The sequence below is a fragment of the Streptomyces sp. Ac-502 genome, from assembly GCF_045222935.1.
Lineage (GTDB): Bacteria > Actinomycetota > Actinomycetes > Streptomycetales > Streptomycetaceae > Streptomyces > Streptomyces monomycini.
Map to the genome: position 1 here is coordinate 2,532,759 of NZ_JBHFFO010000001.1, position 24,541 is coordinate 2,557,299.

General features: G+C 73.0%; 17 protein-coding genes and 4 pseudogenes. 9 read left to right on the forward strand and 12 right to left on the reverse strand.

The window, feature by feature from the left end; genetic code table 11:
* The first annotated feature begins 346 nt into the window (after positions 1-346).
* Positions 347-745 (forward strand): DUF1844 domain-containing protein, encoded by a 399-nt coding sequence (locus tag ACEXOX_RS11450; protein WP_030017693.1) that lies wholly within the window; start codon positions 347-349, stop codon positions 743-745.
* Positions 746-921: 176 nt separating this feature from the next.
* Here ACEXOX_RS11450 and ACEXOX_RS11455 read toward each other — a convergent pair.
* The 4 genes and pseudogenes from ACEXOX_RS11455 to ACEXOX_RS11470 form a co-directional block, all read right to left on the reverse strand.
* A pseudogene (locus tag ACEXOX_RS11455) lies at positions 922-1,649 on the reverse strand (MIP family channel protein).
* Between the two features lie 98 nt (positions 1,650-1,747).
* The gene (locus ACEXOX_RS11460; protein ID WP_406520326.1) at positions 1,748-2,503 is read right to left on the reverse strand and encodes an SseB family protein; all 756 of its coding nucleotides are present in this window, start codon (positions 2,501-2,503) and stop codon (positions 1,748-1,750) included.
* Positions 2,504-3,267: 764 nt separating this feature from the next.
* Positions 3,268-4,433 (reverse strand): annotated as a pseudogene (mycP, locus tag ACEXOX_RS11465) (type VII secretion-associated serine protease mycosin).
* Complete coding sequence (locus ACEXOX_RS11470; RefSeq protein ID WP_406520327.1) at positions 4,430-5,905, reverse strand: hypothetical protein; 1,476 nt, start codon at positions 5,903-5,905, stop codon at positions 4,430-4,432. Before ACEXOX_RS11470 ends, mycP begins: the two are co-directional and overlap by 4 nt.
* Before the next feature lie 223 nt (positions 5,906-6,128).
* Here ACEXOX_RS11470 and ACEXOX_RS11475 point away from each other — a divergent pair, with 223 nt between their 5' ends.
* Positions 6,129-7,346, forward strand: a complete 1,218-nt coding sequence (locus ACEXOX_RS11475) for an amino acid deaminase/aldolase (RefSeq protein ID WP_406520328.1) — start codon at positions 6,129-6,131, stop codon at positions 7,344-7,346.
* A gap of 39 nt (positions 7,347-7,385) precedes the next feature.
* Here ACEXOX_RS11475 and ACEXOX_RS11480 read toward each other — a convergent pair whose 3' ends face one another.
* The 4 genes and pseudogenes from ACEXOX_RS11480 to ACEXOX_RS11495 form a co-directional block, all read right to left on the reverse strand.
* Positions 7,386-8,684, reverse strand: a complete 1,299-nt coding sequence (locus ACEXOX_RS11480) for a haloacid dehalogenase-like hydrolase (protein ID WP_406520329.1) — start codon at positions 8,682-8,684, stop codon at positions 7,386-7,388.
* Positions 8,685-8,813: 129 nt separating this feature from the next.
* Positions 8,814-9,626 (reverse strand): 3-oxoacyl-ACP reductase, encoded by an 813-nt coding sequence (locus ACEXOX_RS11485; protein ID WP_406520330.1) that lies wholly within the window; start codon positions 9,624-9,626, stop codon positions 8,814-8,816.
* Positions 9,623-10,992, reverse strand: a pseudogene (locus ACEXOX_RS11490) (aldehyde dehydrogenase family protein). Before ACEXOX_RS11490 ends, ACEXOX_RS11485 begins: the two are co-directional and overlap by 4 nt.
* A gap of 13 nt (positions 10,993-11,005) precedes the next feature.
* Positions 11,006-12,373 (reverse strand): glutamine synthetase family protein, encoded by a 1,368-nt coding sequence (locus ACEXOX_RS11495; protein WP_406520331.1) that lies wholly within the window; start codon positions 12,371-12,373, stop codon positions 11,006-11,008.
* 94 nt (positions 12,374-12,467) lie between these two features.
* Between ACEXOX_RS11495 and ACEXOX_RS11500 the strand changes: the two genes are divergently transcribed.
* The 5 genes from ACEXOX_RS11500 to ACEXOX_RS11520 all read left to right on the forward strand — a co-directional run bounded on the left by ACEXOX_RS11500 (position 12,468) and on the right by ACEXOX_RS11520 (position 16,290).
* Positions 12,468-13,226, forward strand: coding sequence for a FadR/GntR family transcriptional regulator (locus ACEXOX_RS11500; RefSeq protein ID WP_406526300.1), 759 nt, complete (start codon positions 12,468-12,470; stop codon positions 13,224-13,226).
* A 113-nt stretch (positions 13,227-13,339) separates the two neighbouring features.
* Positions 13,340-14,812, forward strand: coding sequence for an ethanolamine permease (gene eat / locus ACEXOX_RS11505; RefSeq protein WP_406520333.1), 1,473 nt, complete (start codon positions 13,340-13,342; stop codon positions 14,810-14,812).
* 57 nt (positions 14,813-14,869) lie between these two features.
* A complete protein-coding gene (locus tag ACEXOX_RS11510) occupies positions 14,870-15,565 on the forward strand; it encodes a gamma-glutamyl-gamma-aminobutyrate hydrolase family protein (RefSeq protein ID WP_406520335.1) in 696 nt (231 codons plus the stop codon).
* Positions 15,566-15,751: 186 nt separating this feature from the next.
* Entirely contained in the window at positions 15,752-16,108 is a 357-nt protein-coding gene (locus ACEXOX_RS11515; RefSeq protein ID WP_406520337.1) for a hypothetical protein, read from the forward strand.
* Positions 16,105-16,290, forward strand: coding sequence for a hypothetical protein (locus ACEXOX_RS11520; protein ID WP_406520338.1), 186 nt, complete (start codon positions 16,105-16,107; stop codon positions 16,288-16,290). The genes ACEXOX_RS11515 and ACEXOX_RS11520 overlap by 4 nt, the downstream gene beginning before the upstream one ends.
* 27 nt (positions 16,291-16,317) lie before the next feature.
* Here the strand turns inward: ACEXOX_RS11520 and ACEXOX_RS11525 are convergent, their stop codons facing one another.
* A complete protein-coding gene (locus tag ACEXOX_RS11525; protein ID WP_406520339.1) occupies positions 16,318-17,265 on the reverse strand; it encodes a LysR family transcriptional regulator in 948 nt (315 codons plus the stop codon).
* A 71-nt stretch (positions 17,266-17,336) separates the two neighbouring features.
* Between ACEXOX_RS11525 and ACEXOX_RS11530 the strand changes: the two genes are divergently transcribed.
* Complete coding sequence (locus ACEXOX_RS11530; protein WP_406520341.1) at positions 17,337-18,563, forward strand: TDT family transporter; 1,227 nt, start codon at positions 17,337-17,339, stop codon at positions 18,561-18,563.
* Here ACEXOX_RS11530 and ACEXOX_RS11535 read toward each other — a convergent pair.
* The 3 genes from ACEXOX_RS11535 to ACEXOX_RS11545 form a co-directional block, all read right to left on the reverse strand.
* Positions 18,535-19,281 (reverse strand): helical backbone metal receptor, encoded by a 747-nt coding sequence (locus tag ACEXOX_RS11535; protein ID WP_406520343.1) that lies wholly within the window; start codon positions 19,279-19,281, stop codon positions 18,535-18,537. The two genes, ACEXOX_RS11530 and ACEXOX_RS11535, sit on opposite strands and share 29 nt — an antisense overlap.
* 98 nt (positions 19,282-19,379) lie before the next feature.
* A complete protein-coding gene (locus tag ACEXOX_RS11540) occupies positions 19,380-21,977 on the reverse strand; it encodes an ABC transporter permease/substrate binding protein (RefSeq protein WP_406520345.1) in 2,598 nt (865 codons plus the stop codon).
* Positions 21,970-23,331 carry a glycine betaine/L-proline ABC transporter ATP-binding protein gene (locus tag ACEXOX_RS11545; protein WP_406520347.1) on the reverse strand — a complete coding sequence of 454 codons (1,362 nt, stop codon included), beginning with the start codon at positions 23,329-23,331 and terminating at the stop codon, positions 21,970-21,972. The genes ACEXOX_RS11540 and ACEXOX_RS11545 overlap by 8 nt, the downstream gene beginning before the upstream one ends.
* A gap of 255 nt (positions 23,332-23,586) precedes the next feature.
* Between ACEXOX_RS11545 and ACEXOX_RS11550 the strand changes: the two are divergent.
* Positions 23,587-24,499, forward strand: a pseudogene (locus tag ACEXOX_RS11550) (5'-3' exonuclease H3TH domain-containing protein).
* The last annotated feature ends 42 nt before the right edge of the window (positions 24,500-24,541 follow it).

Sequence of the window (24,541 nt, forward strand, 5' to 3'; positions counted from 1 at the left end):
GCCGCGTAACGTCTGTTTCGATGTGACCAACCGCGCCGGAATGCGAAAAACGCCCCGGACGGGACACAGGCGGGGCTCCTCAATGGATCAGGAGCACCGCCGCGATGTCATCGCGGGGCGCAGCCAGACCGTTGACCCGCCGACCGTGAGGTCGGTTCGGGTGGGAGATCGGAGCCTCCACTTGCGGGTCGGGCACATGAGTACTCGACCGGTCGGATTCCCAGAATACACGAGCGGACGGCCGGACCCCACTCGTGTACGGGACGGGCACGGGGGCGGGCCCGGTCCGAGCGCGGGCGGGGCCTAAGGTTGGGCAGACCCCTGAGCAGGAAGTGAAGCGCGAGCCATGAGTGACCAGACCCCGCAGCAGCCCGGACCGGCGGAACCGGGCGGCCCCGCCGCCCCCGCGAACCCGGACTTCGACGCCATGACCCGCGACATCGCGGACGTACCGGCGGTCGAGGTGATCACCACGGTGGCCGTGCACCTGATGTCCTCGGCGGCGGTCAACCTCGGGCTCGCCGAGGAGGGCGCCGACCACAAGGACCTGGACGAGGCCCGCAAGCTCATCCAGGCGCTGGCCGGGCTGGTCACGGCCAGCGCGACCGAGATCGGCTCGTACCACGCCGCTCCGCTGCGGGACGGACTGAAGTCGCTGCAGCTCGCCTTCCGCGAGGCGTCGCTGGTGCCGGACGAGCCGGGGCAGGGGCCCGGGGAGAAGTTCACGGGACCGGTGTACGGGTAGCACGTAGGGCAGGTGGAAGGGCCGCTCCCGGTGTCGGGGGCGGCCCTTTGCGTTCGTGCGGGGAGGGGGTTGTTCGTCCGGTGGGCGGGGCGTTCGTCGCTAGGGCGGGGCGTTCGCCCCGAGGCGGGCCGTTCCTGCGGAGGGCCTGTCGTTCGTCCGGGCCGCTTGCCGTTCGTCTAGACCGCGGACCGTTCGTCCGCGACCAGCTTCGGCTCGTTCGGCGGGTGGGTGATCTGGTGCACCAGCGCCGCCAGCGCCCCGCCGATCATGGGCGCCACGATGAACAGCCACAGCTGCGACAGCGCGCCGCCGCCCGCGAACAGGGCCGGTCCGATGCTGCGGGCCGGGTTCACCGATGTCCCCGTGAGCGGGATGCCGACCAAGTGCACGACCGCCAGCGCCAAGCCGATCGGCAGGCCGTCGAAGCCGACCACCGCCACCCGGTGCGTCACCGCGAGCACCACGAACACCAGCAGGAACGTCAGCACGATCTCGGCCACGAAGGCGCCGCCGAGATTGATGTGCACGGCCGAGCGGTCACCCCACCCGTTGGACCCGAAGGCCTCGCTGGTCTTCAGGCCCGGCACCTGCTTGGCGACCAGGAACAGCAGCGCGGCACCGACGATGCCGCCCAGCAGCTGGGCGATCCAGTACTCGATCGCCGTACGGGGGTGATGCGCCGGGCCAGCAGCATGCCGAGCGTCACCGCCGGGTTGACGTGGCTGCCGGAGATCGGGCCGAGCGCGTACGCCAGGGCCAACAGGGTGAAGCCGAATGCCAGGGCGATGCCGAAGGTTCCGATGTACTCGCCGGCCAGCACCGCGGAGCCGACGGCGAAGAACACCAGGAGCAGCGTCCCGAGGAACTCGGATACGACCGTGCGGGTCTCCGTTGTCGTCTCCATGGGGCCTCCTCACGCGGATCTTGCTCTCTCTTCGCATTGTGAGGCCGGTCACGGGGTTCCGCCTGTCGGCGGGGGGCGGCGACAGGCGGTCGGGGCCGTCAGCGGGTGAAGAAGGCTCCGGTGGTGTCGGAGCCGGGCGGCAGCAGGGCCAGGTCGAGGCCGCGTACGAGCCGGGAACGCAGGGTCTCGTCGGCGGCCAGCGCCTCGGCCAGCCGCTGCGCGACGGCGGCGGGCGCGGCCTCCGGGGCGAGCCCGAGGGCCAAAGTCGCGTCGGCCTCCGCCGACGGGTCCAGGCGGGCGGCCAGCACGTCCGGCTCCGCGGCCAGCAGGGCGCGCAGCGCGTCCGTGACGGCCGGGTCCTCGCGCGGGTCACTGCTCTCCCGGCCCTCCGCGAGGGCGCGCAGCGCGGCGCCGGTGAGCTGGTACGTCGCCGGCCCCGCCAGGTCGACGACGATCGTGTCCGCCTTCTCGTGCGCGGCCGCGAGCAGGGCCTGCCGCATCGGTACGGCCACCGGGCGGGCGTCCGGGCGCCAGCGGTGCAGCGTCTCCATGGACGTGAAGGCGGGCAGCGCGCGGCGGCCGTCGGGGGCCTGGAGCGTCGGCACGGCCATGTCGCTGGTCTTCTCCCGCTTCAGACCGTCCGGGCCGGTCTCCACCTCGCCGAGGACGGCGACGACCGGGACGAGCAGCCGGGCCCGGCTCAGCAGGGGCAGGAGCCGGGCCTCAGTGGCGGCGGCCCGGTCCGGGGCACGGGCCGCGACGGCGGTCGCGTGGGCCGCCAGGGCGGCCGCGAGTTCCGGGTCGGCGGTGCCGTCGTCGTCGGAGAAGTCCGAGGTGGGGATGTTTTTGAGCACGTTCTCGAGCCTAACGCTGGGCCCTTCGGGCCCGGGGATTGGGCCGGTCGGTCCGGGGCCGCTTTCGGGTGTGGCGTCGTTGCGGGGCGCCCTTTGGGCGCGGGGTTCCGGATCGCTGGTGGCGGATCGCTTTTGGCTGCGGGCCCGTTGCGCCTGCGGCGGGGCGCCCTTTGGGCGCGGGATTTCGGATCGCCGGTGGCGGGCCGCTATCGGGTGCTGGTCCGTTGCGCCTGCGGCGGGCGCCCTTTGGGCGCGGGATTTCGAATCGCCGGTGGCGGGCCGCTATCGGGTGCTGATCCGTTGCGCCTGCGGCGGGGCGCCCTTTGGGCGCGGGTCTTCGGATCGCCGGTGGCGGGCCGCTTTCGGGTGCTGGTCCGTTGCGCCTGCGGCGGGCTGTGGCCGCTGCGGGGCGCCCTTTGGGCGCGGGTTTTCGGATCGCTGGTGGCGGGTTGCTTGCGGGTGCTGGTCCGTTGCGCCTGCGGCGGGCGGTGGCCGCTGCGCGGGGCTGTCAAGGTTCGGGGGCGGGCCTGCGCGGCAGGCCGCTCCGGCCCGCCCCCTTCCGTGGGGAGGGTGGGAGGGGGTTCGTGAGGGCGGGGGTGGGGGGCTGGGTGCGGCGGCGTTTGGGCTGGGACCGGTTCGGTGGGTGGGCTGGGTGCGGCGGCGTCTGGGCTGGGACCGGGGACCGGTTCGGTGGGTGGGGCGGTGCGGCGGCGCTTTGGCCGGGGTCGGTGCGGTGTGGGGCGGTGCGGCGTTGTTGTGGCTGATCAGGTTCGGTTGCGCCAGAAGATTGCGGAGGTGGTGATCAGGGCTATGCCTGCGATCGTCGCCGTCCACGGGAGCCAGCCGGTCTTGTCGGTGGCCTGGGGGGTGGTCGGGCCGGTGCCGAAGTACTGCTTGTCGTAGGTGGCTGGTTCGGGCTTTTGGGGGTCGGCTTGAGGGTTTCGGCCTTTTCCATGGCGGCGGCCGGGTCGACCATGCCTGCGCCCAGTTCGTCGTTGCGGCCGCCTTCGGGGGCGTCCTGGGCCGTGTCGGTGAGGAGTTTCTTGATCTGGGCGGGGCTGAGGTCCGGGTGGGCGGAGCGGACGAGTGCCACCGCGCCGGAGACGAAGGCGGACGCGGCGCTGGTGCCCCAGCCCTCGTAGTACTTGCGGTCCGGGTTGGCGATGACGACGCCGACGCCGGGCGCACAGACCGTGGCGTACCAGCGGCGGGTGGAGAAGTTGGCGCGGGAGCCCCACTGGTCGACGGCGGTCACGGCGATCACGCCGGGGTAGGCGGCGGGGTAGGAGACGTGGTCGCCGTCCTTGCCGCCGTTGCCGGCCGAGGCGATGACGGGGACGCCCTTGCTCAGGGCGTACTGGATGGCGGCGTCCTCGCGGGGTTCGGGGTGCGCGGAGCGGCTGTCGTCGCCGAGGGACAGGTTGATCACGTCGGCGCCGTGGTCGGTGGCCCAGCGGATGCCGTCGGCGAGGGCGCCGGCGCGTTCGGTGCGGGCGCGCTGCCGCTCCGGATCGCTGTCCTCCAGGATGACCCGGACCGGAAGGATCTTGGCTTCGGGGGCTACGCCGACGACGCCGTCGGCCCGGTCGGCGCCGTGGCCGTGGCCGTGGCCCGCGATGATGCCGGACATGGCGGTGCCGTGCTCGGCCCAGGAGCTGTCGCCGGGGCTCGCCCCGAAGCCGACCAGGTCGTTGGCGGGCAGGACCTGGCCCTGGAGGTCGGGGTGGTCCGCGTCGACGCCCGTGTCCAGTACGGCGACGGTGATGCCGTCACCCTTGGTGGTCTCCCAGGCCTTCTCGGCATGCAGGGCGTTCAGCGCCCACTCCTGGGTGCGTATGCCGTCGGCATGGGCGGGCAGGACGGGCAGCACGGTCAGCGCGGCGGCGGACAGGGCGACGCCCGCGGCGCGCAGCAGTGGCCTCCTGGTCATTGCGGCTCCGTGGTTCCCTGGGCGGCCTGCTTGCGGAAGGTCTGCTCGATCCGTTCGGTGACGGCCTTGGCGTCGTGGCCCAGTCCGGCTTCTGCGGGGGCGGTGGTGGCGCCGGTGCGGGTGGCTTCGGCGGCGGGCTGCGGGTCGTCGACAGTGCGGCCGTCGGCGAAGCCGGAGACGGCGTAGACGACGACGGGCAAATCGTCGAGGACGCGGATGCTCCAGCTGGCGCGCTGAGCGGGCCCGAAGTCGGCGGCGGGGGTGCCCTTGGCGGCGTACGGGCGGGGCATCAGGTCCGTACGGGTGTCCAGGTGCTCCTTGGCGAAGCGGCGGCGCAGGTCCTGCATGGCGGTGCGGTCGGCCTTGGTGGCGACGGCGCCGACGGTGACGAGGTTGGTGCGGGTGACGTCGACGTAGGTGGCCCGTACCAGGCGGTTGCAGCCCACCGGGGCGAGTGCCTTGGCCAGCAGCGGGTCGAAGGCGCCCGCGCAGCCGCTGTCGGGGGCGACGGCGGCGCGGATCCAGGTGCGGTCGGCGCCGCCGGGGCCGGTGCCCACCCCGTTCAGGGTGCGGGGGAAGAGCGTGTCGACGGGGGCGCTGTGCCAGACCTCGCGGCCCTGCGCGAAGACCGCCTCGGCGGCGGGGCTGCCGCCCGGGTCGTCGGCGAGCCAGGTGCCGGCGGTGGCACCCGCCACGAGGCCGAGGCCGAGCACGAGTCCGGCGGCGGCGAGCGCGGTGCGCCGGGAGGGCTTGGCGCGGTACGGCGGGGCCGGGGGCAGGGGCGGGCCGGAGAGCGGGGTTCCGGTGGGGGGCGGCGGTGCGGCCCCGGCCGGGGGCTGGGTGGGGCGGGGCGGAGTGGGGTGGGGCGGGGCGGGGTGGGGTGGGGTGTTCGGGTGCGTTTCGGCGGCTACGGGGCCGGGGGCGACGCCAGGGCCGTTCCAGAGTGCTTCGCTGTTGGCGAGGTGGAAGGCGGCGGTGTCGCGGGGGGTGGCGGAACGGTCCGCCGGGGGCGGAGTGGGGACGGCTGCGGGTGCGGGGCCGGGTGCGGGCGTGGCGTCCGTACTGGCTGGGGTTTGGGTGGGGACGGGTGTGGCTGTGGCGTCCGTACGGGCCGGGGCGGGGATGGGTGCGGGCGTGGCCTCCGTACGGGCCGGAGCCGGGGCGTGGGTGGGGAGCGGGGGGACGCCGGCGGGGGGCGGGGGGTCCGCGGATGCGTGCGGCGCCGCCGGGGGCGCGGGGCGGGGCGGGGCGGCCGCCGGAGTCGCGGGGCGGGGCGGGGCCGCCGCCGGGGTCCTGGTGGGCGCGGTGGGTGGCATGGGGCCTGGGCCGGGGGGCGTGGCGGGCCGTTCCGGCGGGACCGGGCGCAGGACGGCGGTCTGCGGGTCCTCGGCGGGCGGCGCCGGTACCGGCGGGGCCTGGGGCGGGGTGCGGGGAAGGCGAGACGCGTCGGCGAAGTCGGCTTCGGTGCTCACCGCGCTCCCCTCGCGCCTGTGTTCCACCGGCCCGACCGGCAATCGGGGCAGGGTGGTTCGTATCCGGACATCACACCGCTGACCTGCTGGTTGCGGCGTCCGCCACTCTACGGGCTGCCGCCGCCGGTGCTCCAACTCGTCCGCCGTGGCCGGGCGTCCGGCGCCCGGTCTGTCGTGTTCTCTCCCCTACCCACCCGTAGCCCGTTCTGGCAGGCTGCGGGCCATGTCCCGGTACTCGTGCGACGCAGTTGGTGACAGGGCCCGCCTCGACCGGGCCACCGCCGGTCTCGACGCGCCGCTGGCCGTCGTCGATCTGGGGGCGTTCGACGCCAATGCCGACGACCTGGTGCGACGGGCCCAGGGCAAGCCGGTGCGGGTGGCGAGCAAGTCGGTGCGCTGCCGGGCGCTGCTGGAGCGGGCGCTGGCGCGTGACGGCTTCGCGGGGATCATGAGTTTCACGCTGGCCGAGTCGCTGTGGCTGGCCCGGTCGGGGTTCGAGGACGTGCTGCTGGCGTATCCGTCGGCGGACCGGGCGGGGTTCGCGGAGCTGACGGGCGCCCCGAAGTCGGCCCGCGCGGTGACCGTGCTGGTCGACGACGTGGCGCAGCTGGAGCTGATCGACGCGGCCCGGCCCGCGGGCGGCGGCGAGGAGGTGCGGGTGTGTCTGGAGTGGGACACCGCTTTCCGGCCGCTGGGCGGGCGGGTGCGGGTGGGTGCGCGGCGTTCACCGTTGAGCCGCCCGGAGCAGGTGGCCGCGCTGGCGCGTGCGGTGACGCGCCGTCCGGGGTTCCGTGTGGTGGGTCTGATGGCGTACGAGGGTCATGTGGCGGGTGTGGGTGACGCGGTGGCCGGGCATCCGCTGCGCTCGCGGGCCGTGCGGGCGATGCAGACGGCGGCGCGCCGGGACATCGCGCGGCGGCGCTGGGAGGTGGTGCGCGCGGTGCGGGCCGAGGCGCCGGACCTGGAGTTCGTCAACGGCGGCGGTACGGGCAGTGTGCAGCACACGGCGGCGGAGGCCGCGGTGACCGAGGTGGCGGCGGGGTCGGGGCTGTACGTGCCGCGGCTGTTCGACAACTACCGGTCGTTCTCGGGCCGTCCGGCGGCGGTGTTCGCGCAGCCGGTGGTGCGGCGGCCGGGGGACGGTGTGGTGACCGTACTGGGCGGTGGGTATCCGGCGTCCGGGGTCGCGGGGCGGGACCGGTCGCCGGTGCCGTATCTGCCCGAGGGGCTGCGGTACGACCCGCAGGAGGAGGCCGGGGAGGTGCAGACGCCGCTGCTGGGGCCGGCCACGGACGGGCTGCGGCTCGGCGACAAGGTGTGGTTCCGGCACGCGAAGGCCGGTGAGCTGTGCGAGCGCTTCGCCGAGCTGCACCTGGTCGAGGGGGACCGGGTGGTGGCGACGGTGCCGACGTACCGCGGGGAGGGCCGCACCTTCCTGTAGGCGTTCCTGTAGGCGGGGCGGCCCTCCTCGTGTGCCGGGTCAGGCGTGGATGCGGTCCTTCTGGTCGGGGACCACCGTGCCGTCGGGGCGGCGGACCGCGCCGAGGCCGCCGTCGGTGTTGGTGTAGCCCTTGGTGGCACAGGGGTACGTGTCGGACTTATGGGGCAGCGGCTCGATGAACATCGGGTTGACCACCCAGCGGCCGTCGGCGTTGTCGTAGCCGCGGCACATCAGTTCCGGCTGGTTGCGGTTGATGGCCAGGTGAATGCCGGTCGCGTCGTTGACGAAGGTGACGTCGGTGTTGGCGTCGCCGCCGCCGAGCGCGATGCGGTGCGCGGGGTCCTGGAACCGCCACGCCTCGGCGCCCTTGATCTTGAAGATCTCCTGGTTGATCAGGCAGCGCTTGCCGTCCATGTACGGCAGCACCTCACCGTGGCCGTCCTTGACGTCGCCGCAGCCGCGGATGCCGGTGGTGAACCGGCCGTTCTTCATCAGGCTGCGGACGCCGATGGTGTGCGCGCGGTCGACGCCCACGCCGCCGGACCACGCCTCGGCGACGGTCTCCGAGGAGGCGGAGACGATGTAGACCTCGAACCCGGCCGCCTTGAGGGTGCGGATCAGGTCCTTCTGCTGGTCGTAGTAGCGGATGTAGCCGGCCAGCTGGTGGGTGCCGACGGTCTGCTTGGCGCCGACGGGCGCGGCGAGGGCCTCGGCGCGGGCCTGCCGGGTGTACGAGGTGAGCTGGGCCGGGGTCAGGCCGGCGAACAGCTGCGGGACCCAGGCGTACTCGGGCTTGGTGCGGCGGTGGTTCCACTCGCCCGCGAAGGCGGCCTTGCCGTCCATGGTGCGGGCGGTGCCGCGGATCTCCATGATCTCGTCGGCGCAGGCGGCGTTCTTCGAGGTGCGCAGCGGGCGGCCGGCGGGCACGGAGGTGCCGCACGCCTTGGTCAGGGCGCGGTCGGCGGCCTTGGTCATCCAGGGGCTGGTGGCCTTCCAGCTCTTGGGGCGCAGGATCTTGTCGTGCTTCAGGGACCAGGCGAGCGTGGCGTCGGTGATGTCGTTCTTGACGACGGTGTTGTCCCAGTCGAAGGCGGCGACGGGGCGGCCCTCGGGGCCCGGCTTCGGGTGGGAGCAGATGCCGCGCTCGTCGATCATGCGCTGGATCTTGGCGCGGTTGTTGCCGTACCACGTGATGTTCTTGGAGAGCTGCGGACAGCTCGTACGCTCCGGGGCCTTCGCGGGGTGTGCGGGCGCGGCGACCGCGGGGCCGGTGGCCGCGAGGGTGGTGACGGTCGCGGCGGCGGCGAGTCCCAGGGCGAGGGCGTGTCTGGTGCGCATGGTTCTCCGGTGGTTGGGGCGGAATGTCGGCAGTGACGTTCCTGCGGGCAAAAGCACACCGGGGCCGGCGCGCCGGGGCGCCGGTCCCGGTGGTGATCTTCGGACTGTATCCGCGAAGAAGGCTGCGGCCTACACGGGTGTGACGTACGCCCCTGCGATTCCGCCGTCCACCAGGAACTCCGCGGCGTTCACGAAGGAGGCGTCGTCGCTGGCGAGGAAGGCGACCGCGGCCGCGATCTCCTCCGGCTCGGCGAACCGGCCGACCGGGACGTGCACCAGGCGGCGCGCGGCGCGCTCCGGGTCCTTGGCGAACAGTTCCTTCAGCAGCGGCGTGTTCACCGGCCCCGGGCACAGCGCGTTCACCCGGATGCCCTCGCGGGCGAACTGCACGCCCAGCTCGCGGGACATCGACAGCACGCCGCCCTTGGACGCGGTGTAGCTGATCTGCGAGGTGGCGGCGCCCATCACGGCCACGAAGGACGCCGTGTTGATGATCGAGCCCTTGCCCTGGCGCTGCATGTAGGGCAGCGCGTGCTTGCAGCACAGGTAGACGGAGGTGAGGTTGACCTCCTGGACGCGCTTCCAGGCGTCCAGCCCGGTGGTGAGGATCGAGTCGTCGTCGGCGGGCGAGATGCCGGCGTTGTTGAACGCCACGTCCACCGAGCCGTACGTGTCGTACGCCGCCTTGAACAGCGCCTCGACCTGGTCGGAGTCGGTCACGTCGACCTGGACGAAGGTGCCGCCGACCTCCTCGGCGGCGGCCTTGCCGGCCTTCTCGTCGATGTCGGCGCAGACCACGTTCGCGCCCTCGGAGGCCAGGCGGCGGGCGGTGGCCAGGCCGATGCCGCTGCCGGCGCCGGTGATGACGGCGGTACGGCCGGCGAGGCGACGGCACACGGGGGTCGCGCTGCCGTCGGCGGCCGCGGTGGTCTGGTCGGTCACTGCTGCTCCTCGGTGCTGATGAAGATGTTCTTGGTCTCGGTGAAGGCGGCGAGCGCGCCGGGGCCCAGTTCCCGGCCGAGGCCGGACTGCTTGTAGCCGCCGAACGGGGTCCAGTAGCGGACGCTGCTGTGCGAGTTGACGGAGAGGTTCCCGGCGGCGACCGCGCCGGACACCCGCAGGGCGCGGCCGACGTCGCGGGTCCAGATGGAGCCGGAGAGGCCGTAGTCGGTGGCGTTGGCGAGCCGTACGGCGTCGGCCTCGTCCTCGAAGGGGATCGCGACGGCGACCGGGCCGAAGATCTCCTCGACGGCGGTACGGTCGTCCGGCCTGCCCTCCAGGACGGTGGCCGGGTACCAGAAGCCCTTGCCCTTGGGGGCCTCGCCGCGGATGGCGGCGGGCGCGTCCTCGGAGACGTACGACCGTACGCGCTCGCGCTGGGCGGCGGAGATCAGCGGACCCATCTGTGTCGCGGGGTCGGCGGGGTCGCCCGCGACGAACGCCTTCACGGCGGGCTCCAGCAGCTCCATGAAGCGGTCGTAGACCGAGCGCTGGACCAGGATGCGGCTGCGGGCGCAGCAGTCCTGGCCGGTGTTGTCGAGGAAGGAGCCGGGGGCGGCGGCCGCGGCCCGTTCGAGGTCGGCGTCGGCGAAGACGATGTTGGGGCTCTTGCCGCCGAGTTCGAGGGTCAGGCGCTTGGTCCGCGCGGCGCACTTGGCGGCGATGTGGCGGCCGGTGGTGGTGGAGCCGGTGAAGACGACCTTGGCGACGCCGGGGTGTTCCACCAGGGCGTCGCCGGTGACCGCGCCCTCGCCCGGCAGGACCTGGAACAGGCCCTCGGGCAGGCCCGCCTCCAGCGCGTACTCGGCGAGGCGCAAAGCGGTGAGCGGGGTGGTCTCGGCGGGCTTGAGGAGGACGGCGTTGCCGGCGGCGAGCGCGGGGGCCGAGCCCCAGGCGGCGATCGGCATCGGGAAGTTCCAGGGCGCGATGACGGCGACGACGCCGAGCGGCTCCTGGACGGTGATGTTCAGGCCGCCGGCGACGGGGATCTGGCTGCCGGTCAGCCGCTCCACTCCCCCGGCGGCGTAGTGCAGCAGGTCGACGACGTTGTTCGCCTCCCACCGGGCGTTGCCCAGGGGTGGCCGGCCTCGGCCAGCTCCAGCCTGGCCAGCGCCTCGCTGTTCTCCTCGACGACCCCGGCGAACCGCCGCAGGAGGCGGGCCCGGTCGCCGGGCGGCAGCGCGGCCCACTTCTCCTGCGCCGTGGCGGCCCGCCGGACCGCCTCGTCCACCTCGGCGGGGGTGGTGACGGGGACGACGGCTTCCAGTTCCTCGGTCGCCGGGTTGATGATGCGCAGCTCTTGCAACACGTCGCAGCTTTCCTTACATGCGCTCGAAGGAGCGGAAGCGCTCCCAGTCCGTTACGGCGGCGTCGTACGCGTCCTGTTCGACGCGGGCCATGTGGAGGTAGTGCTCGACGACCTCGTCGCCGAACGCTTCGCGGGCGATGGGGCTGGACTCCCACAGGGCGGCGGCCTCGCGCAGAGTGGCGGGCACGTGCGCGGCGTCGCCGGTGTAGGCGTTGCCGGTGCACGCCTCTGGCAGCTCCAGCTCGTGCTCGATCCCGTACAGACCTGCGGCGACCATGGCGGCGACGGCGAGGTACGGGTTGACGTCGCCGCCGGGCAGGCGGTTCTCCAGGCGGTGGCCGTGCCCGTGGCCGATGACGCGCAGTGCGCAGGTGCGGTTGTCCGGGCCCCAGGCGACAGCTGTGGGGGCGAAGGAGCCGGGCCGGAAGCGCTTGTAGGAGTTGATGTTGGGTGCGTAGAAGAGGGTGAAGTCGCGCAGCGCGGCGAGCTGTCCTGCCAGGAAGTGCCGCATGACCGTCGACATGCCGTACGGGCCCGAGTCGTCGGCCATCACGGGCTGCCCGGCCTCGTCGCGCAGCGAGAGGTGGATGTGGCAGCTGTTGCCCTCGCGCTCGTCGTACTTGGCCATGAAGGTCAGCGCCATGCCCTCCTGGGCGGCGATCTCCTTGGCGCCGGTCTTGTAGACGGAGTGCTGGTCGCAGGTGGTCAGCGCCTCGTCGTAGCGGAAGGCGATCTCGTGCTGGCCGAGGTTGCACTCGCCCTTGGCGGACTCCACGGTCATCCCGGCGGCGCCCATCTCGTTGCGGATGCGGCGCAGCAGGGGTTCGACACGGCCGGTGCCGAGGACGGAGTAGTCGGTGTTGTACTGGTTGGCGGGGGTCATGCCGCGGTAGCCGCGGTTCCAGGCGTCCTCGTAGGTGTCGCGGAAGACGATGAACTCCAGCTCGGTGCCCGCGTAGGCGCTCCAGCCGCGCTCGGCGAGCCGGTCGAGCTGGCGGCGCAGGATCTGCCGCGGGGAGGCGGCGACCGGCGAGCCGTCGTGCCAGGCGAGGTCGGCGGTGAGCAGGGCGGTGCCGGGGTTCCACGGGGTGCGGCGCAGGGTGGCGGTGTCGCCGTGCATGGCGAAGTCGCCGTAGCCGTGCTCCCAGGAGGACATCGCGTAGCCCTGGACGGTGTTGACGTCCACGTCCACGGCGAGGAGGTAGTTGCAGCCCTCGGTGCCGTGCTCCAGCACCTCGTCGAGGAAGTGGCGGGCCGCGAACCGCTTGCCGGTGAGCCTGCCCTGCATGTCGGTGAAGGCCAGGACGACGGTGTCGATCTCCCCGGCGTCGACGAGCCTGGTCAGCTCCTCGACGGCGAGCGGGGGCGTGCGGTCTGCCACGGTGGTGCCTCCTGTCGCTGCATCCGGAGGTCATAAGGTAGGCCCACGAACCATTGGTTGGGAAGGGGTTCCGGTGGACGGTGCGGACAACGGCGTGGCGGGCTCCGCGCAGAGCGGTCCGGCGAGGCGCCCGGCGGACCGGCTGGCGCCCGTACTGCGCCCGGTGCGGGCGGGCAACGGGTTCGAGGAGGCGCTGGAGCAGATACTCCAGATCGTCCGGCTGGGCCTGGTCCAGGGCGGTGAACGCCTGCCCGCCGAACGGGAGTTGGCGGAGCGGCTGCACATCAGCCGGGTGACGCTGCGCGAGGTCCTCAAGGTGCTCCAGGACGAGGGGCTGGTGGAGAGCCGGCGCGGCCGCTACGGCGGTACGTTCGTCCGGCCGCGCCCGGAGACGGCGGGCGAGGACGAGCTGCGGCGCCGCGTCGAGAAGGTGGACGTCGAGGACGCGCTGCGGTTCCGCGAGGTGCTGGAGGTGGGCGCCGCCGGACTGTGCGCCGCGCACGGCCTGGACGACGCGCAGGCGCGGCGGCTGCGGGAGGCGCTGGCGGCCACCCACGACGCGCCGCTCGCGGACTACCGGCGGCGCGACACGCTGCTGCACCTGACGCTGGCCGAGCTGGCCGGTTCGCCGTCGCTGGCGGCGCAGTACGCCGCGGTGCGGGCCGGCGTGAACGAACTGCTCGACTGCATCCCGCTGCTGGTACGCAACCTGGAGCACTCCCAGGCGCAGCACACCGCGCTGGTCGAGGCGGTACTGGAGGGTGACGCGGACGGCGCGCGGGAGGTGATGCGCGAACACTGCGCGGGGACGGCGGCGCTGCTGCGGGGGTTCTTGACGGGCCCGCCGGCGTAACCAGTCTTTTACGCAGGGGGCTTGCGCTCGGCCGCACCACGACGCAAAGGTACGTGGCTAAACCATTACTGCACTTCCCCCTCACTCACCCCTCGGCGAGGCAGGAGCGGCTCATGGCCGACAGCACGGACCCCCGTACCGCACCGCCCGCGGCCACCTCACCCGGCGGCTCCGCGCCCCAGGACGCCTACCTCCGAAAGCGCACCCTGCGGCGCGGCAGCGCGGGCCCGCTCCTGCTCACCGGCCTGGGCGTCGCGTACGTCGTCTCCGGCGACTTCTCCGGCTGGAACAACGGCCTGGCGCAGGGCGGCTTCGGCGGGCTGGCCATCGCCGCGGTCCTGATGGGCCTGATGTACACCTGTCTCGTCTTCGCACTCGCCGAACTGGCCTCCGTCCTGCCGACGGCGGGCGGCGGTTACGGCTTCGCGCGGCGCGCGCTGGGCACCTGGGGCGGCTTCCTGACCGGCACGGCCATCCTCATCGAGTACGTGCTCGCGCCCGCCGCGATCTCCCTCTTCATCGGCGACTACGTCGAATCCCTCGGCCTGTTCGGCCTGACCTCCAGCTGGCCCGTGTACCTCGCCTGCTTCGTGGTCTTCATCGGCATCCACCTGTGGGGCGTGGGCGAGGCCCTGCGCTTCAGCCTGGTCGTCACCGCCGTCGCGGTCGCCGCGGTCGTCGTCTTCGCGGTCGGCGCGTTCAGCGACTTCCACGTCGGCGCGCTGGACGACATCCCGGTCGACTCCGGTGCGTTCGGCGCGAGTTCGTGGCTGCCGTTCGGCATTCTCGGCATCTGGGCGGCGTTCCCGTTCGGCATGTGGTTCTTCCTGGGCGTCGAGGGCGTGCCGCTGGCCGCCGAGGAGACCAAGGACCCGGCCCGTACGCTGCCGAAGGCGATGGCCGCCGCGATGGGCATCCTGCTGCTGCTCGCGCTGGTCACCTTCGTCGCCGCGACCGGCGCACGGGGTTCCGCCGCCGTCCAGTCGGTGGGCGACCCGCTGGTGCAGGCGCTCCAGCCGCACGGCGAGCCCACCACCGTCTCCCGCATCGTCAACTACGCGGGCCTGGCGGGCCTGGTGGCGTCCTTCTTCTCCCTCATCTTCGCCGGGTCCCGGCAGCTCTTCGCCCTCTCCCGGGCCGGCTACCTGCCCCGCTTCCTGTCCCTCACCAGCCGCCGCAAGGCCCCGTACCTGGCGCTGCTGGTGCCCGGCGCGCTGGGCTTCGCGCTGGCCGCCGCGACCGGCGACGGCGCCCGGATGCTCAACATCGCCGTCTTCGGCGCCACCATCTCCTACGCCCTGATGTCGCTCTCGCACATCGTGCTGCGCCGCCGCGAGCCGCGGCTGCCCCGCCCGTACCGCACCCCCGGCGGCACCCTCACCTCGTCCGTCGCCTTCGTCCTGGCCTGCGCCGCGCTGGTGGCGACGTTCCTCGTCGACAAAGAGGCCGCCTTCATGGCCCTCGGCGTGTACGGGGTCGCCCTGGCGTACTTCGCGTTCTACTCCCGGCACCGGCTGGTCGCGGCGGCCCCGGAGGAGGAGTTCGCGGCGCTCGCGGCGGCCGAGGCCGAACTGGATCGCGACTGACCGGCAGCCCGCCGGACCGTCACCTCGACGTCCGCCACCGCATCCTCCGGAGGACCAGTGCCCACTACCCCGCCCCTCATCGGTGTCACCACCTACGTCGCCGACGACGCCCGCTGGGGCGTCTGGGCATTGCCGGCCGCCGTGCTCCCGGCCGGCTACCACCGGCTCGTCCAGCGCTGCGGCGGTCTTGCCGCGCTGCTGCCGCCCGGCGACCCGGGCACCGCGGCCGCGGCCGTCGCCCGGCTGGACGGCCTGGTGATCGCGGGCGGCCCGGACGTGGAACCCGTACGGTACGGGGCCGACGCCGACCCGCGCACCGGCCCGCCGGCCCGCGACCGGGACGTCTGGGAGCTGGCGCTGATCGACGCGGCGCTGGAGGCACGCGTGCCGCTGCTCGGCGTCTGCCGGGGCCTGCAACTGCTGAACGTCGCCCTCGGCGGCACCCTCGTGCAGCACCTCGACGGGCACGCGGGCCCGGTCGGCATCTTCGGCCGCCACGAGGTCAAGCCGGAACCGGGCACGCTGCTCGGCGGGATCCTGCCCGAGGCGGTGTCCGTGCCGACGTACCACCACCAGGCCGTGGACCGGCTCGGCAGCGGCCTGCGCCCGTCCGCCCACGCGGCGGACGGCACGGTCGAGGCCCTGGAACTGCCCGGCGCCGAGCACTTCGTCCTGTCCGTGCAGTGGCATCCGGAGGCCGGGGACGACACCCGGGTGATGGACGCGCTGGTGCGGGCGGCGGGCGGTTCCTGAGGGCCCGGACCCACGCTCCCTTCGCTGCAAATTGCGGCGGCAAACCCATCCGATTCAGCGATGCCATCTCCCCCGGAGCCTGGATACGCTCGCTGTACCGGCGGTGACCTGCGTCAACGCCGGGGGCTCGGCCTTTTCGGCGGAGCCCGGCCGCGTGCTGTCCTTCCGACGGAAGTGGGTTTCGCCATGACGTACCGACACCACCGACGCCACCTGAAGTCCGCCGCCCTGGGGCTGTCCGCCGCCCTGGCCCTCACCCTCCTCACCCAGCCCGGATCCGCCGTGGCCGCCCCCGGCCAGTGCGGCGGCAGCGCGAACGACTACATCCAGGCCCCTCAGGAGGGCGGCAGAGCGCGGTTCGAGCTGTCCAAGCCGTACACCCAGGACGGCACGAAGGTACGGACCGTGCGGTTCAACGCGGACAACTCGGTCACGGTCGAGCCGACGGACTCCTCGTCGACCGCGGACGGGTTCTGGTTCCACGAGGCGCCGAACGGCAGCCACCCCGCCAAGAAGGGGTGGTCACCTTCGCGACACGGGTGACCACGGCCGACGGGGCGCGCTACCGGACCGTCTTCACCGTCCCGGTGTCGGTCTGCAACCCGCGGAACCGTCAGCGTCCCACCAACGTCTTCCAGATCCGCGGCGACCGCACCCTCACCTACACCGCGCCCGACGGCCGGAGCGTCACCGGCGCGGACGGGGCGTACCAGGCCGACCGCTGACCCGGTCCCGGCCGGTCGCGGTCCCGGTCACGGCAGGGCGCGGGTCAGCCCCAGCAGGTGTCGGGCCGGGCCCGCGGGCCGCTGCCCGGCGGGCCAGACCGCCCGCAGATCGCGGCCGAAGCGCGTGCCCAGCACCGGCACCTCGACCAGCCGCCGCGCCGCCAGCTCCTCCCCCACGGCCAGTTCGCTCAGCACCGACGGCCCGGCGCCGCTCACCGCGGCGGCCTTGACCGCCGTCGTGGAGGCCAGCTCCAGCAGCGGCGCGGCGAGCCCGCCGTGCCCGGCCAGTGCCGCGTCCAGGACCTGGCGGGTACCGGAACCGCGCTCGCGCAGGATCAGCGGGGCCGCGGCCAGTTCGGCCGCCGTCAGCTCCCTGCGGCGCCGGGCCCACGGGTGGGCGGGCGCGGCGACCACCACCAGACGGTCATGGCCGATGACCGCACCGTCCAGCCCGGCGGGCACGTCGAGCCCCTCCACGAACCCGAGGTCGGCCTCGCCCGCGAGGAGCCGCTCGGCGACGGCGGCGGAGTTCCCGGCCAGCAGGGAGACCGCGGTGTCCGGACGCTGTGTGCGCAGCGCGATGAGCCAGCCGGGCAGCAGATACTCGGCGATCGTCATACTGGCGGCGACCCGCAGCCGCGAGTCCCGCCGCCCGCGCAGCGCCTGCGCGCCCGCGTCGAACGCCTCGGCGGCCTCCACCACCTGCCGGGCCCAGTCCGTGACCAGGGCGCCCGCGTCCGTCAGGCGCGAGCCGCGCGGTGAGCGCTCGACGAGGGCGACACCCAGCTGCTGCTCCATCGAGCGCAGACGGCTGCTGGCGGCGGGCTGGCTGATGCCCCGCTCGCGGGCCGCCCGCCCGAGGCTGCCGAGCCGGGCGACGGCGAGCAGCAGCTCCAGCGCGCCGAGGTCCGGTACCCGATGCGCGAGCGGAACCACCGGGTCCGCCGCCGACTGTCCTGCATTTCCTGAACCCATAACCCCACCTTATGGGCTCATAGGGGCGAGGTCCCTGGTGGAAGGCGGGGCGCGGGCCGACCCTGGAAGACATGGCAACCCTGACGCGGCCCTCCGCCCGCACCGGCCCCCGTCCCCCCGCCCGTTCCCGCGCCACTTCCCCGGCCCTGTGTCACCTCGGTCCCAACTGGTATGCCGCCGTCATGGGCACCGCCATCGTCGCCAACGCCGGCGCGACCCTGCCGCTGCGCTCCCCCGGCCTGCGCGGTGCGTACGTCGTGGTCTGGGCCCTGTCCGGCGTCCTGCTGACGGCCCTGCTGGCCGCCCGTACCGTCCACTGGCTCCGCCACGCCGACCAGGCGCGGCGCCACCTCCTCGACCCGGCGGTGGCGCCGTTCTACGGCTGCCTGGCGATGGCCCTGCTGGCGGTCGGCGGCGGGACGCTCGCCGTCGGCCCGGACGTGCTCGGCGAGCGGGCCGCCGTCGCCGCCGACGCGGTCCTGTGGTGCGCCGGTACGGCGGTGGGCCTCGCGGCGGCCGCGGCGGTGCCGTACCTGATGGTGGCCCGGCACCGGATCGAGCCCGGTACCGCCTCCCCCGTGTGGATCCTGCCGCTGGTCGCGCCGATGGTCTCGGCGGCGCTCGGTCCGGGCCTGGTGCCGCACCTGCCGGCCGGGCAGTGGCAGGAGGCGATGCTGCTCGCCTGCTACGCGATGTTCGGCATGTCGCTGCTGGCCACCCTGCTGGTACTGCCGCTGGTCCTGGCCCGGCTGATCCACCACGGCCCGCTGCCGCTCGCGCTGAGCCCGACCCTGTTCCTCGTCCTCGGGCCGCTCGGCCAGTCCACGACCGCGGTCAACAACCTCGCGGACGCCGCGCCGGGGGCGGTCGGCGCCGGGTACGCGCGGGCGATGAGCGGCTTCGCGCTCCTGTACGGCGTGCCGGTCACCGGCTTCGCGCTGCTGTGGCTGGCGCTGGCGACGGCCCTGGTCGTCCGGGCCTTCCGGGCCGGGATGACGTTCTCGATGACCTGGTGGGCGTTCACCTTCCCGGTCGGTACGTGCGTGACGGGCGCGGCGGGCCTGGCGCGGCACACCGGGCTCGCGGCCTTCGGCTGGCTCGCGGTGGGACTGTTCGCCGTACTGGTGGCGGCGTGGCTGGTGGCCGGGACCCGTACCGCGCTGGGGCTGGCGCGCGGCCGGCTTCTCGTACCGCCGCCGGAGAAGCCGGCGACGGCGCCGGAGATGTCCCCGGTGCCGGCACCGGAGGCGGCACCCGGGACGGCGCCCCTCAGCGAGCCGCTTCCAGCGCGGCCCTGAGCACCGCCGGCGCCTCTGCCAACGACGGCCCGTACCACGTCAGATGACGCCCGCTGACCAGCGCGGACGGCAGCCCCGGGAACGCCTCGGGGCCGTCGTCCGCCGTGAAGCGGTACGGCTCGTCCGGGAGCACCACCAGGTCGGCGCCGCGCGCGTTCAGCTCCTCGACCGGGACGCGCGGATACCGTTCGGCGTGGTCCGCGTAGAGGTTCCGTACACCGAGCCGGGCGAGCAGGTCCCCCGCGAAGGTGTCCCGGCCCAGCACCATCCAGGGCCGCCGCCAGATCGGCACGACCGCGCCGCGCGCGCCCGCCGCCTCGGCCCGTACGTCCCGCCAGGCGTCCGCCGCGTCGTCCAGCCAGCCGGGCCTGGGCAGCCGGCAGCCGCGCACCAGGACCCGTTCCAGTTCGCGCAGCGCCTCATCCAGGTCCCGGATCTCGGTGACCAGGACGTCCAGCCCGGCGGCCCGCAGCGCGGCGAGGTCGGGCGCGCGGTTCTCCTCCTCGTTGGCCAGGACGAGGCCGGGCGCGAGGGCGGCGATCCGGGCGGCGTCCGGGTTCTTGGTGCCGCCGACGCGCGGCACGTCCAGCCCGGCGGGGTGACTGCACCAGTCGGTGGCGCCGACCAGGAGGTCGGGCGCGGTGGCGGCCACGGCCTCGGTGAGCGAGGGCACGAGGGAGACCACGCGCGGGGCGCGGTGCTGACCGGTCGTCATCATCCCACCGTACGCGGCATGGCGGACGAGCGGGCCGTACAGACGAAACCCCGCCCCCGGCGTACTGCCGGGGGCGGGGCCCGTATGGTGCGTTCAGCGCCTCACTTCACCGGCGCCATCTTGTCGACGATGCCCGGGTGGGCGTCGATCCACTTCTCGACACCGTCGTTCTCGTGGCCCTTGCCGGCGTCCTGGATCTCCTTCTCCAGGCTGCCCAGCTCCTCGGGCGACATCTTCCAGTTCTTCAGCCAGCCGTTGAACTCCGGGAACTTCTCCGGGAAGCTCTTGTGGCCCAGCGACTTGATCTGGTTGTTGTCGCCCCAGGTGTGCTTCGGGTCGGCGAGCTTGGTCAGGTCGTACTTGCTGTACGCCCAGTGCGGCGACCAGAGCACGACCGCGATCGGCTCCTTCTTGGCGTAGGCACGGTCCAGCTCGGCCAGCATGGAGCTGGTGCCGGCCTCGGTGACCTGGAAGTCCTCCAGGCCGTACGCGGGCGCGACGGTGTCCTTGAGGCGCTTCATCTCACCGGTGCCCGGCTCGATGCCGATGATCTTGCCCTTGAACTCGTCCTGGTGCTCGCGCAGGTCGTCCAGCGTCTTGACGTCCTTGACGTAGGACGGCACCGCGATCTCCAGCGACGTCTTGTCGTACCACGCGCCGACGTCGACGAGATCGTCCTTGTACTGGTCCCAGTACTGCTTCTGCGCGACCGGCAGCCAGGCGTCGAACTCGACGTCGATCTGCCCGCTGGACAGACCGGTCCACATCGGGCCGACGTCCAGGTTGCGGATCTTCGGCTGGTAGCCGCGCTTCTCCAGGACGTTCTTCCACAGGTACGTGGTGGCGATGCCCTCGTCCCACGCCGGGTAGCCGATGTTCGGGGCCGCGCCGGCGTCCTTGCCCTTGGTGTACGTGGCGTTCGCCGACGGGGCGAACCTGTCGACCAGGCCCGGGTTCTTCTTCAGCCAGTCGCGCACGCCGTCCTGCTCGTGGCCCTCGCCGGCGCTCTTGACCTCGTTCTCCAGGCTGGTGAGCTGCTTCTCGTCCAGGTGGAAGTTCTTCATCCACTTGGCGACCTCGGGCTCGTCCTGGGCGAAGCCCTTGCGGCCCAGCAGGTGCAGGCTGTCACCGGAGCCGAAGGCGCCCTTGGGGTCCTCCAGCTTGGTCAGGCCGTACTTGTCGTACGCCCAGTGCGGCGACCACAGCGTGACGGCGATCGGCTTCTTCGCCGCGTACGCGCGGTCCAGCTCGGTCAGCATGGACGCGGTGCTGGACTCGGCGACCTTGTACTCGTCCTCCAGGCCGTAGGCCCCCAGGACCTTGTCCTTGAGGATCTTCATCTCGCCGGCGCCCGGCTCGATGCCGGTGATCTTGCCGCCGAACTCCCCCGCCCTGCCCTTGAGGTCGTCGAACGTCTTGACGTCCTTCATGTACGACGGGACCGCGATCTCCAGCGAGGTCTTGTCGTACCAGGCGCCCAGGTCCTCCAGCTTGTCCTGGTACTTCTTGTAGTACTCGGCGTGCGTGGTGGGCAGCCAGGCGTTGGTCTGCACGTCGATGTCGCCGCGGGCCTGCCCGGTGAACAGCGCGCCGGCCTCCAGCGCCTGCGCCTTCGGCTTGAAGCCGCGCTGTTCGAGGATTTCCTTCCACAGGTACGTGGTGGCCTTGCCCTCGTCCCAGTTGACGTACCCGAGGGTGATCGGGCGGCCGCCGCCGTCGGTCTTCCCGCCTTCCTTGCCGAAGACGTTCAGACCGCCCGCGACCAGCGCGAGCACGACCACGCCGACCATCGCGACGGAGGTGGCGGGCTTCCAGTACAGGAACTTCGCGCCGCCCAGCGCGGCCTGCGCCTTGGCCAGCGCGCGGCGGCCCAGCGGCGAGACCCGCTCGTTGAGGGCGCCGGTCATCCGGTCCAGGTACATGGCGAGGATGACGACGGCGAGACCGGCCTCGAAGCCGAGGGCCACGTTCACGGAGCTGACCGCGTTGTAGACCGAGGAGCCCAGGCCCTCCGCGCCGACCATGCCGGCGATGACGACCATGGACAGCGCCAGCATGATGACCTGGTTGATACCGGCCATGATCGTGGGCAGCGCCAGCGGCAGCTGCACCCGGAAGAGGGTGCGGCGCGGGTGGGTGCCGAACGCCTCGGCCGCCTCGACCAGTTCACCGTCGACCTGGCGGATGCCCAGCTCGGTCATCCGGACGGCGGGCGGCATCGAGAAGATGATGGTCGCCACCATGCCGGGCATCACGCCGATGCCGAAGAAGAGGATGCCGGGGATCAGGTAGACCATCGCGGGCATCGTCTGCATCAGGTCCAGGACCGGGCGCAGCGCGCCGCCGACGGCGCGGTTGCGGGCCGCCCAGATGCCGAGCGGCACCGCGACGACGATGGTGATGATGCAGGCGACCAGCACCAGCGACAGGGACTGCATGGTGGCCTGCCACTGCTCGATCGAGTCGATCAGCGCGAAGCCGGCGAAGGTGAGGACGGCGGCCGGCAGGCCGCGCAGCCACCAGGCGAGCACCGCGAAGATGCCCATCAGCAGGAACGGCTGCGGTGCGGAGAGCACCGTCTCGATGCCGTTGTACATGTCCGTGAGGACGTGCGAGACGAAGTCGAAGAACCACGTGAGGTGGTTGCGAAGCCATTCGACACAGGTGTTGGCCCAGGAGCCGACGTCGATCCTAGGCACCGGCGATCACCTTGCCCTCGGGCCTGCCGCCCGTCATGCCGTCAGGTTTGCCGTCGGGCTGGACGTCCGCCTTGCCGTCGGCGGCCGTGTCCTCGCGGTCGGCGGCCGTCTTCTTGCCGCCGGCGTCGGCTTTCCCGCCCACGGGCTCCGCCTTCTTGCCGCCGGTGGGGGCGGCGTCTTCGGGGGTGGCGTCTTCGGGGGCCCGGGCCTCGGTACGGGCCTGAGCGGCTTCCGTGTCCGTGGCTTCCGTGTCCGTGGCGTCCGCCTGCCCGGCGGTCCCGCCCGCCTGCCCGCCCTCGGCGAGGACGGACAGCAGCCGCCGCACCGGCACCGCGCCGGCCAGCTCGCCGTCCGCGTCGACGACGGCGACCGGTACGGTCCCGGCCGAGCAGGGGCCGAACAGCTCCGCGACCGGGGTGTCCAGGTGGACGGTGGCGGGGGTGGCGGCGAGGAAGTCCTCGGCCGTACGGATCGTCTCGCCGTCGTCCGCCGTGCTGCCCAGCACCTCGCCGGCGTCGACCATGATGGCTCCGGCGGTGAGCACCCGGGAGCGGTCGACGTCCTGGATGAAGGAGGCCACGTAGTCGTTGGCGGGCCGCAGGAGGATGTCCTCGGCGCTGCCGGTCTGCACGATGCGGCCGTCGCGCATCACGGCGATCCGGTCGCCGAGGCGCATGGCCTCGTTCAGGTCGTGGGTGATGAAGACGATGGTCTTCTTCAGCGTCTTCTGGAGCTCCAGGAGCTGGTCCTGCATGTCGCGGCGGATCAGCGGGTCCAGCGCGCTGAAGGACTCGTCCATCAGCAGCAGGTCGGCGTCGGTGGCCAGCGCGCGGGCCAGGCCCACCCGCTGCTGCATGCCGCCGGACAGCTCGTCGGGCCAGGACTTCTCCCAGCCTTCGAGGCCCGCGAGGTGCAGCGCCTCGGTGGCGCGCTTGTCGCGTTCGGCCCGCGGTACGCCCTGGACCTCCAGCCCGTACGCGGCGTTCTCCAGCACACTGCGGTGCGGGAAGAGCGCGAAGTGCTGGAAGACCATGGAGATCTTCTCGGAGCGGACCTTGCGCAGTTCCTTGTCGCTGAGCGAGGTCAGGTCCTGACCGTCGAACCGGACGCTTCCGGCGGTCGGCTCCAGCAGCCCGTTGAGGGTCCGCAGCAGAGTGGACTTACCGGATCCGGACAGACCCATGACGACGAAGATCTGGCCCTCGTCCACGGAGAACGACGCGTCGATCACCGCGGCGGTCGTTCCGTCGGCCCGTAGCTCCTCGCGGCTCGCACCGTCTTCGAGCCGTCGTACGGCGTCCTCGGGTCGTCTCCCGAACACTTTGTACACGTGCTCGGCTTGCAGCCTGGCCACATACACCTCTCGAATTGACTGGGTACGACCCACCTCCCCCGTCGGCAGGTCGTGGCGCGGTACGGGTCGGGCCCGCCGTTAACCGGTGGAAATGTTGAAAATCCACCGGCTCCGCTCCGGCCGCGCGCCTGCCCCCTTTTGAAAATGACAAACACATTGGTGACCCAGTTCACACATCCGCCCGCCCCGCCTCCGCGGCACCGCCCGGCCGCGCCGCCGGGGGTACGGCATCATCGGGGTGTGACTCGACGCCTGATGCTCCTCGACACCGCCTCCCTCTACTTCCGGGCCTATTTCGGCGTGCCGGAGTCGGTCCGGGCTCCGGACGGCACGCCGGTCAACGCGGTGCGCGGACTGCTGGACTTCATCGCCCGGCTCGTCCAGGACCACCAGCCCGACGACCTGGTGGCCTGCATGGACTTCGACTGGCGCCCCCAGTGGCGGGTCGATCTCATCCCCTCGTACAAGGCGCACCGCGTCGCCGAGGAGGCCCCGGCCGGCTCCCCGAGCCGGACGCCGAGGAGATTCCGGACACCCTCTCCCCGCAGGTCCCGGTGATCGAGGAGGTGCTCGACGCACTGGGCATCGCCCGGGTCGGCGCCGCCGGGTACGAGGCGGACGACATCATCGGCACGCTCACCGCCCGCGCCACCGGGCCGGTCGACATCGTCACCGGCGACCGCGACCTGTTCCAGCTGGCCGACGACGCGCGCGGCGTCCGCATCCTGTATCCGCTCAAGGGCGTCGGCACCCTCCAGATGACCGACGAGGCCCTGCTGCGGGAGAAGTACGGCGTGGACGGCAGCGGGTACGCCGATCTGGCGCTGCTGCGCGGCGACCCCAGCGACGGTCTGCCGGGCGTACCGGGCATCGGCGAGAAGACCGCCGCCAAGCTGCTCGCCCAGTACGGCGATCTGGCGGGGATCATGGCCGCGGCCGACGACCCGGCGTCCAAGCTCACCCCTCGCAGCGCAAGCGGCTGACCGAGGCCCGCCCGTACGTCGAGGTCGCGCCGAAGGTCGTACGGGTGGCCGCCGACGTGCCGGTGCCGGACGTCGACACCGCGCTGCCCGGCGAGCCGGCCGACCCGGAGCGGCTGGAAGCGCTCGCCGACCAGTGGGGGCTGGGCGGTTCTTTGCAGCGGCTTCTGGCGACGCTACGCCCCTGAACTGTTAGGTTAGGTAAACCTAACAAGACTGTGGCAGGGGAG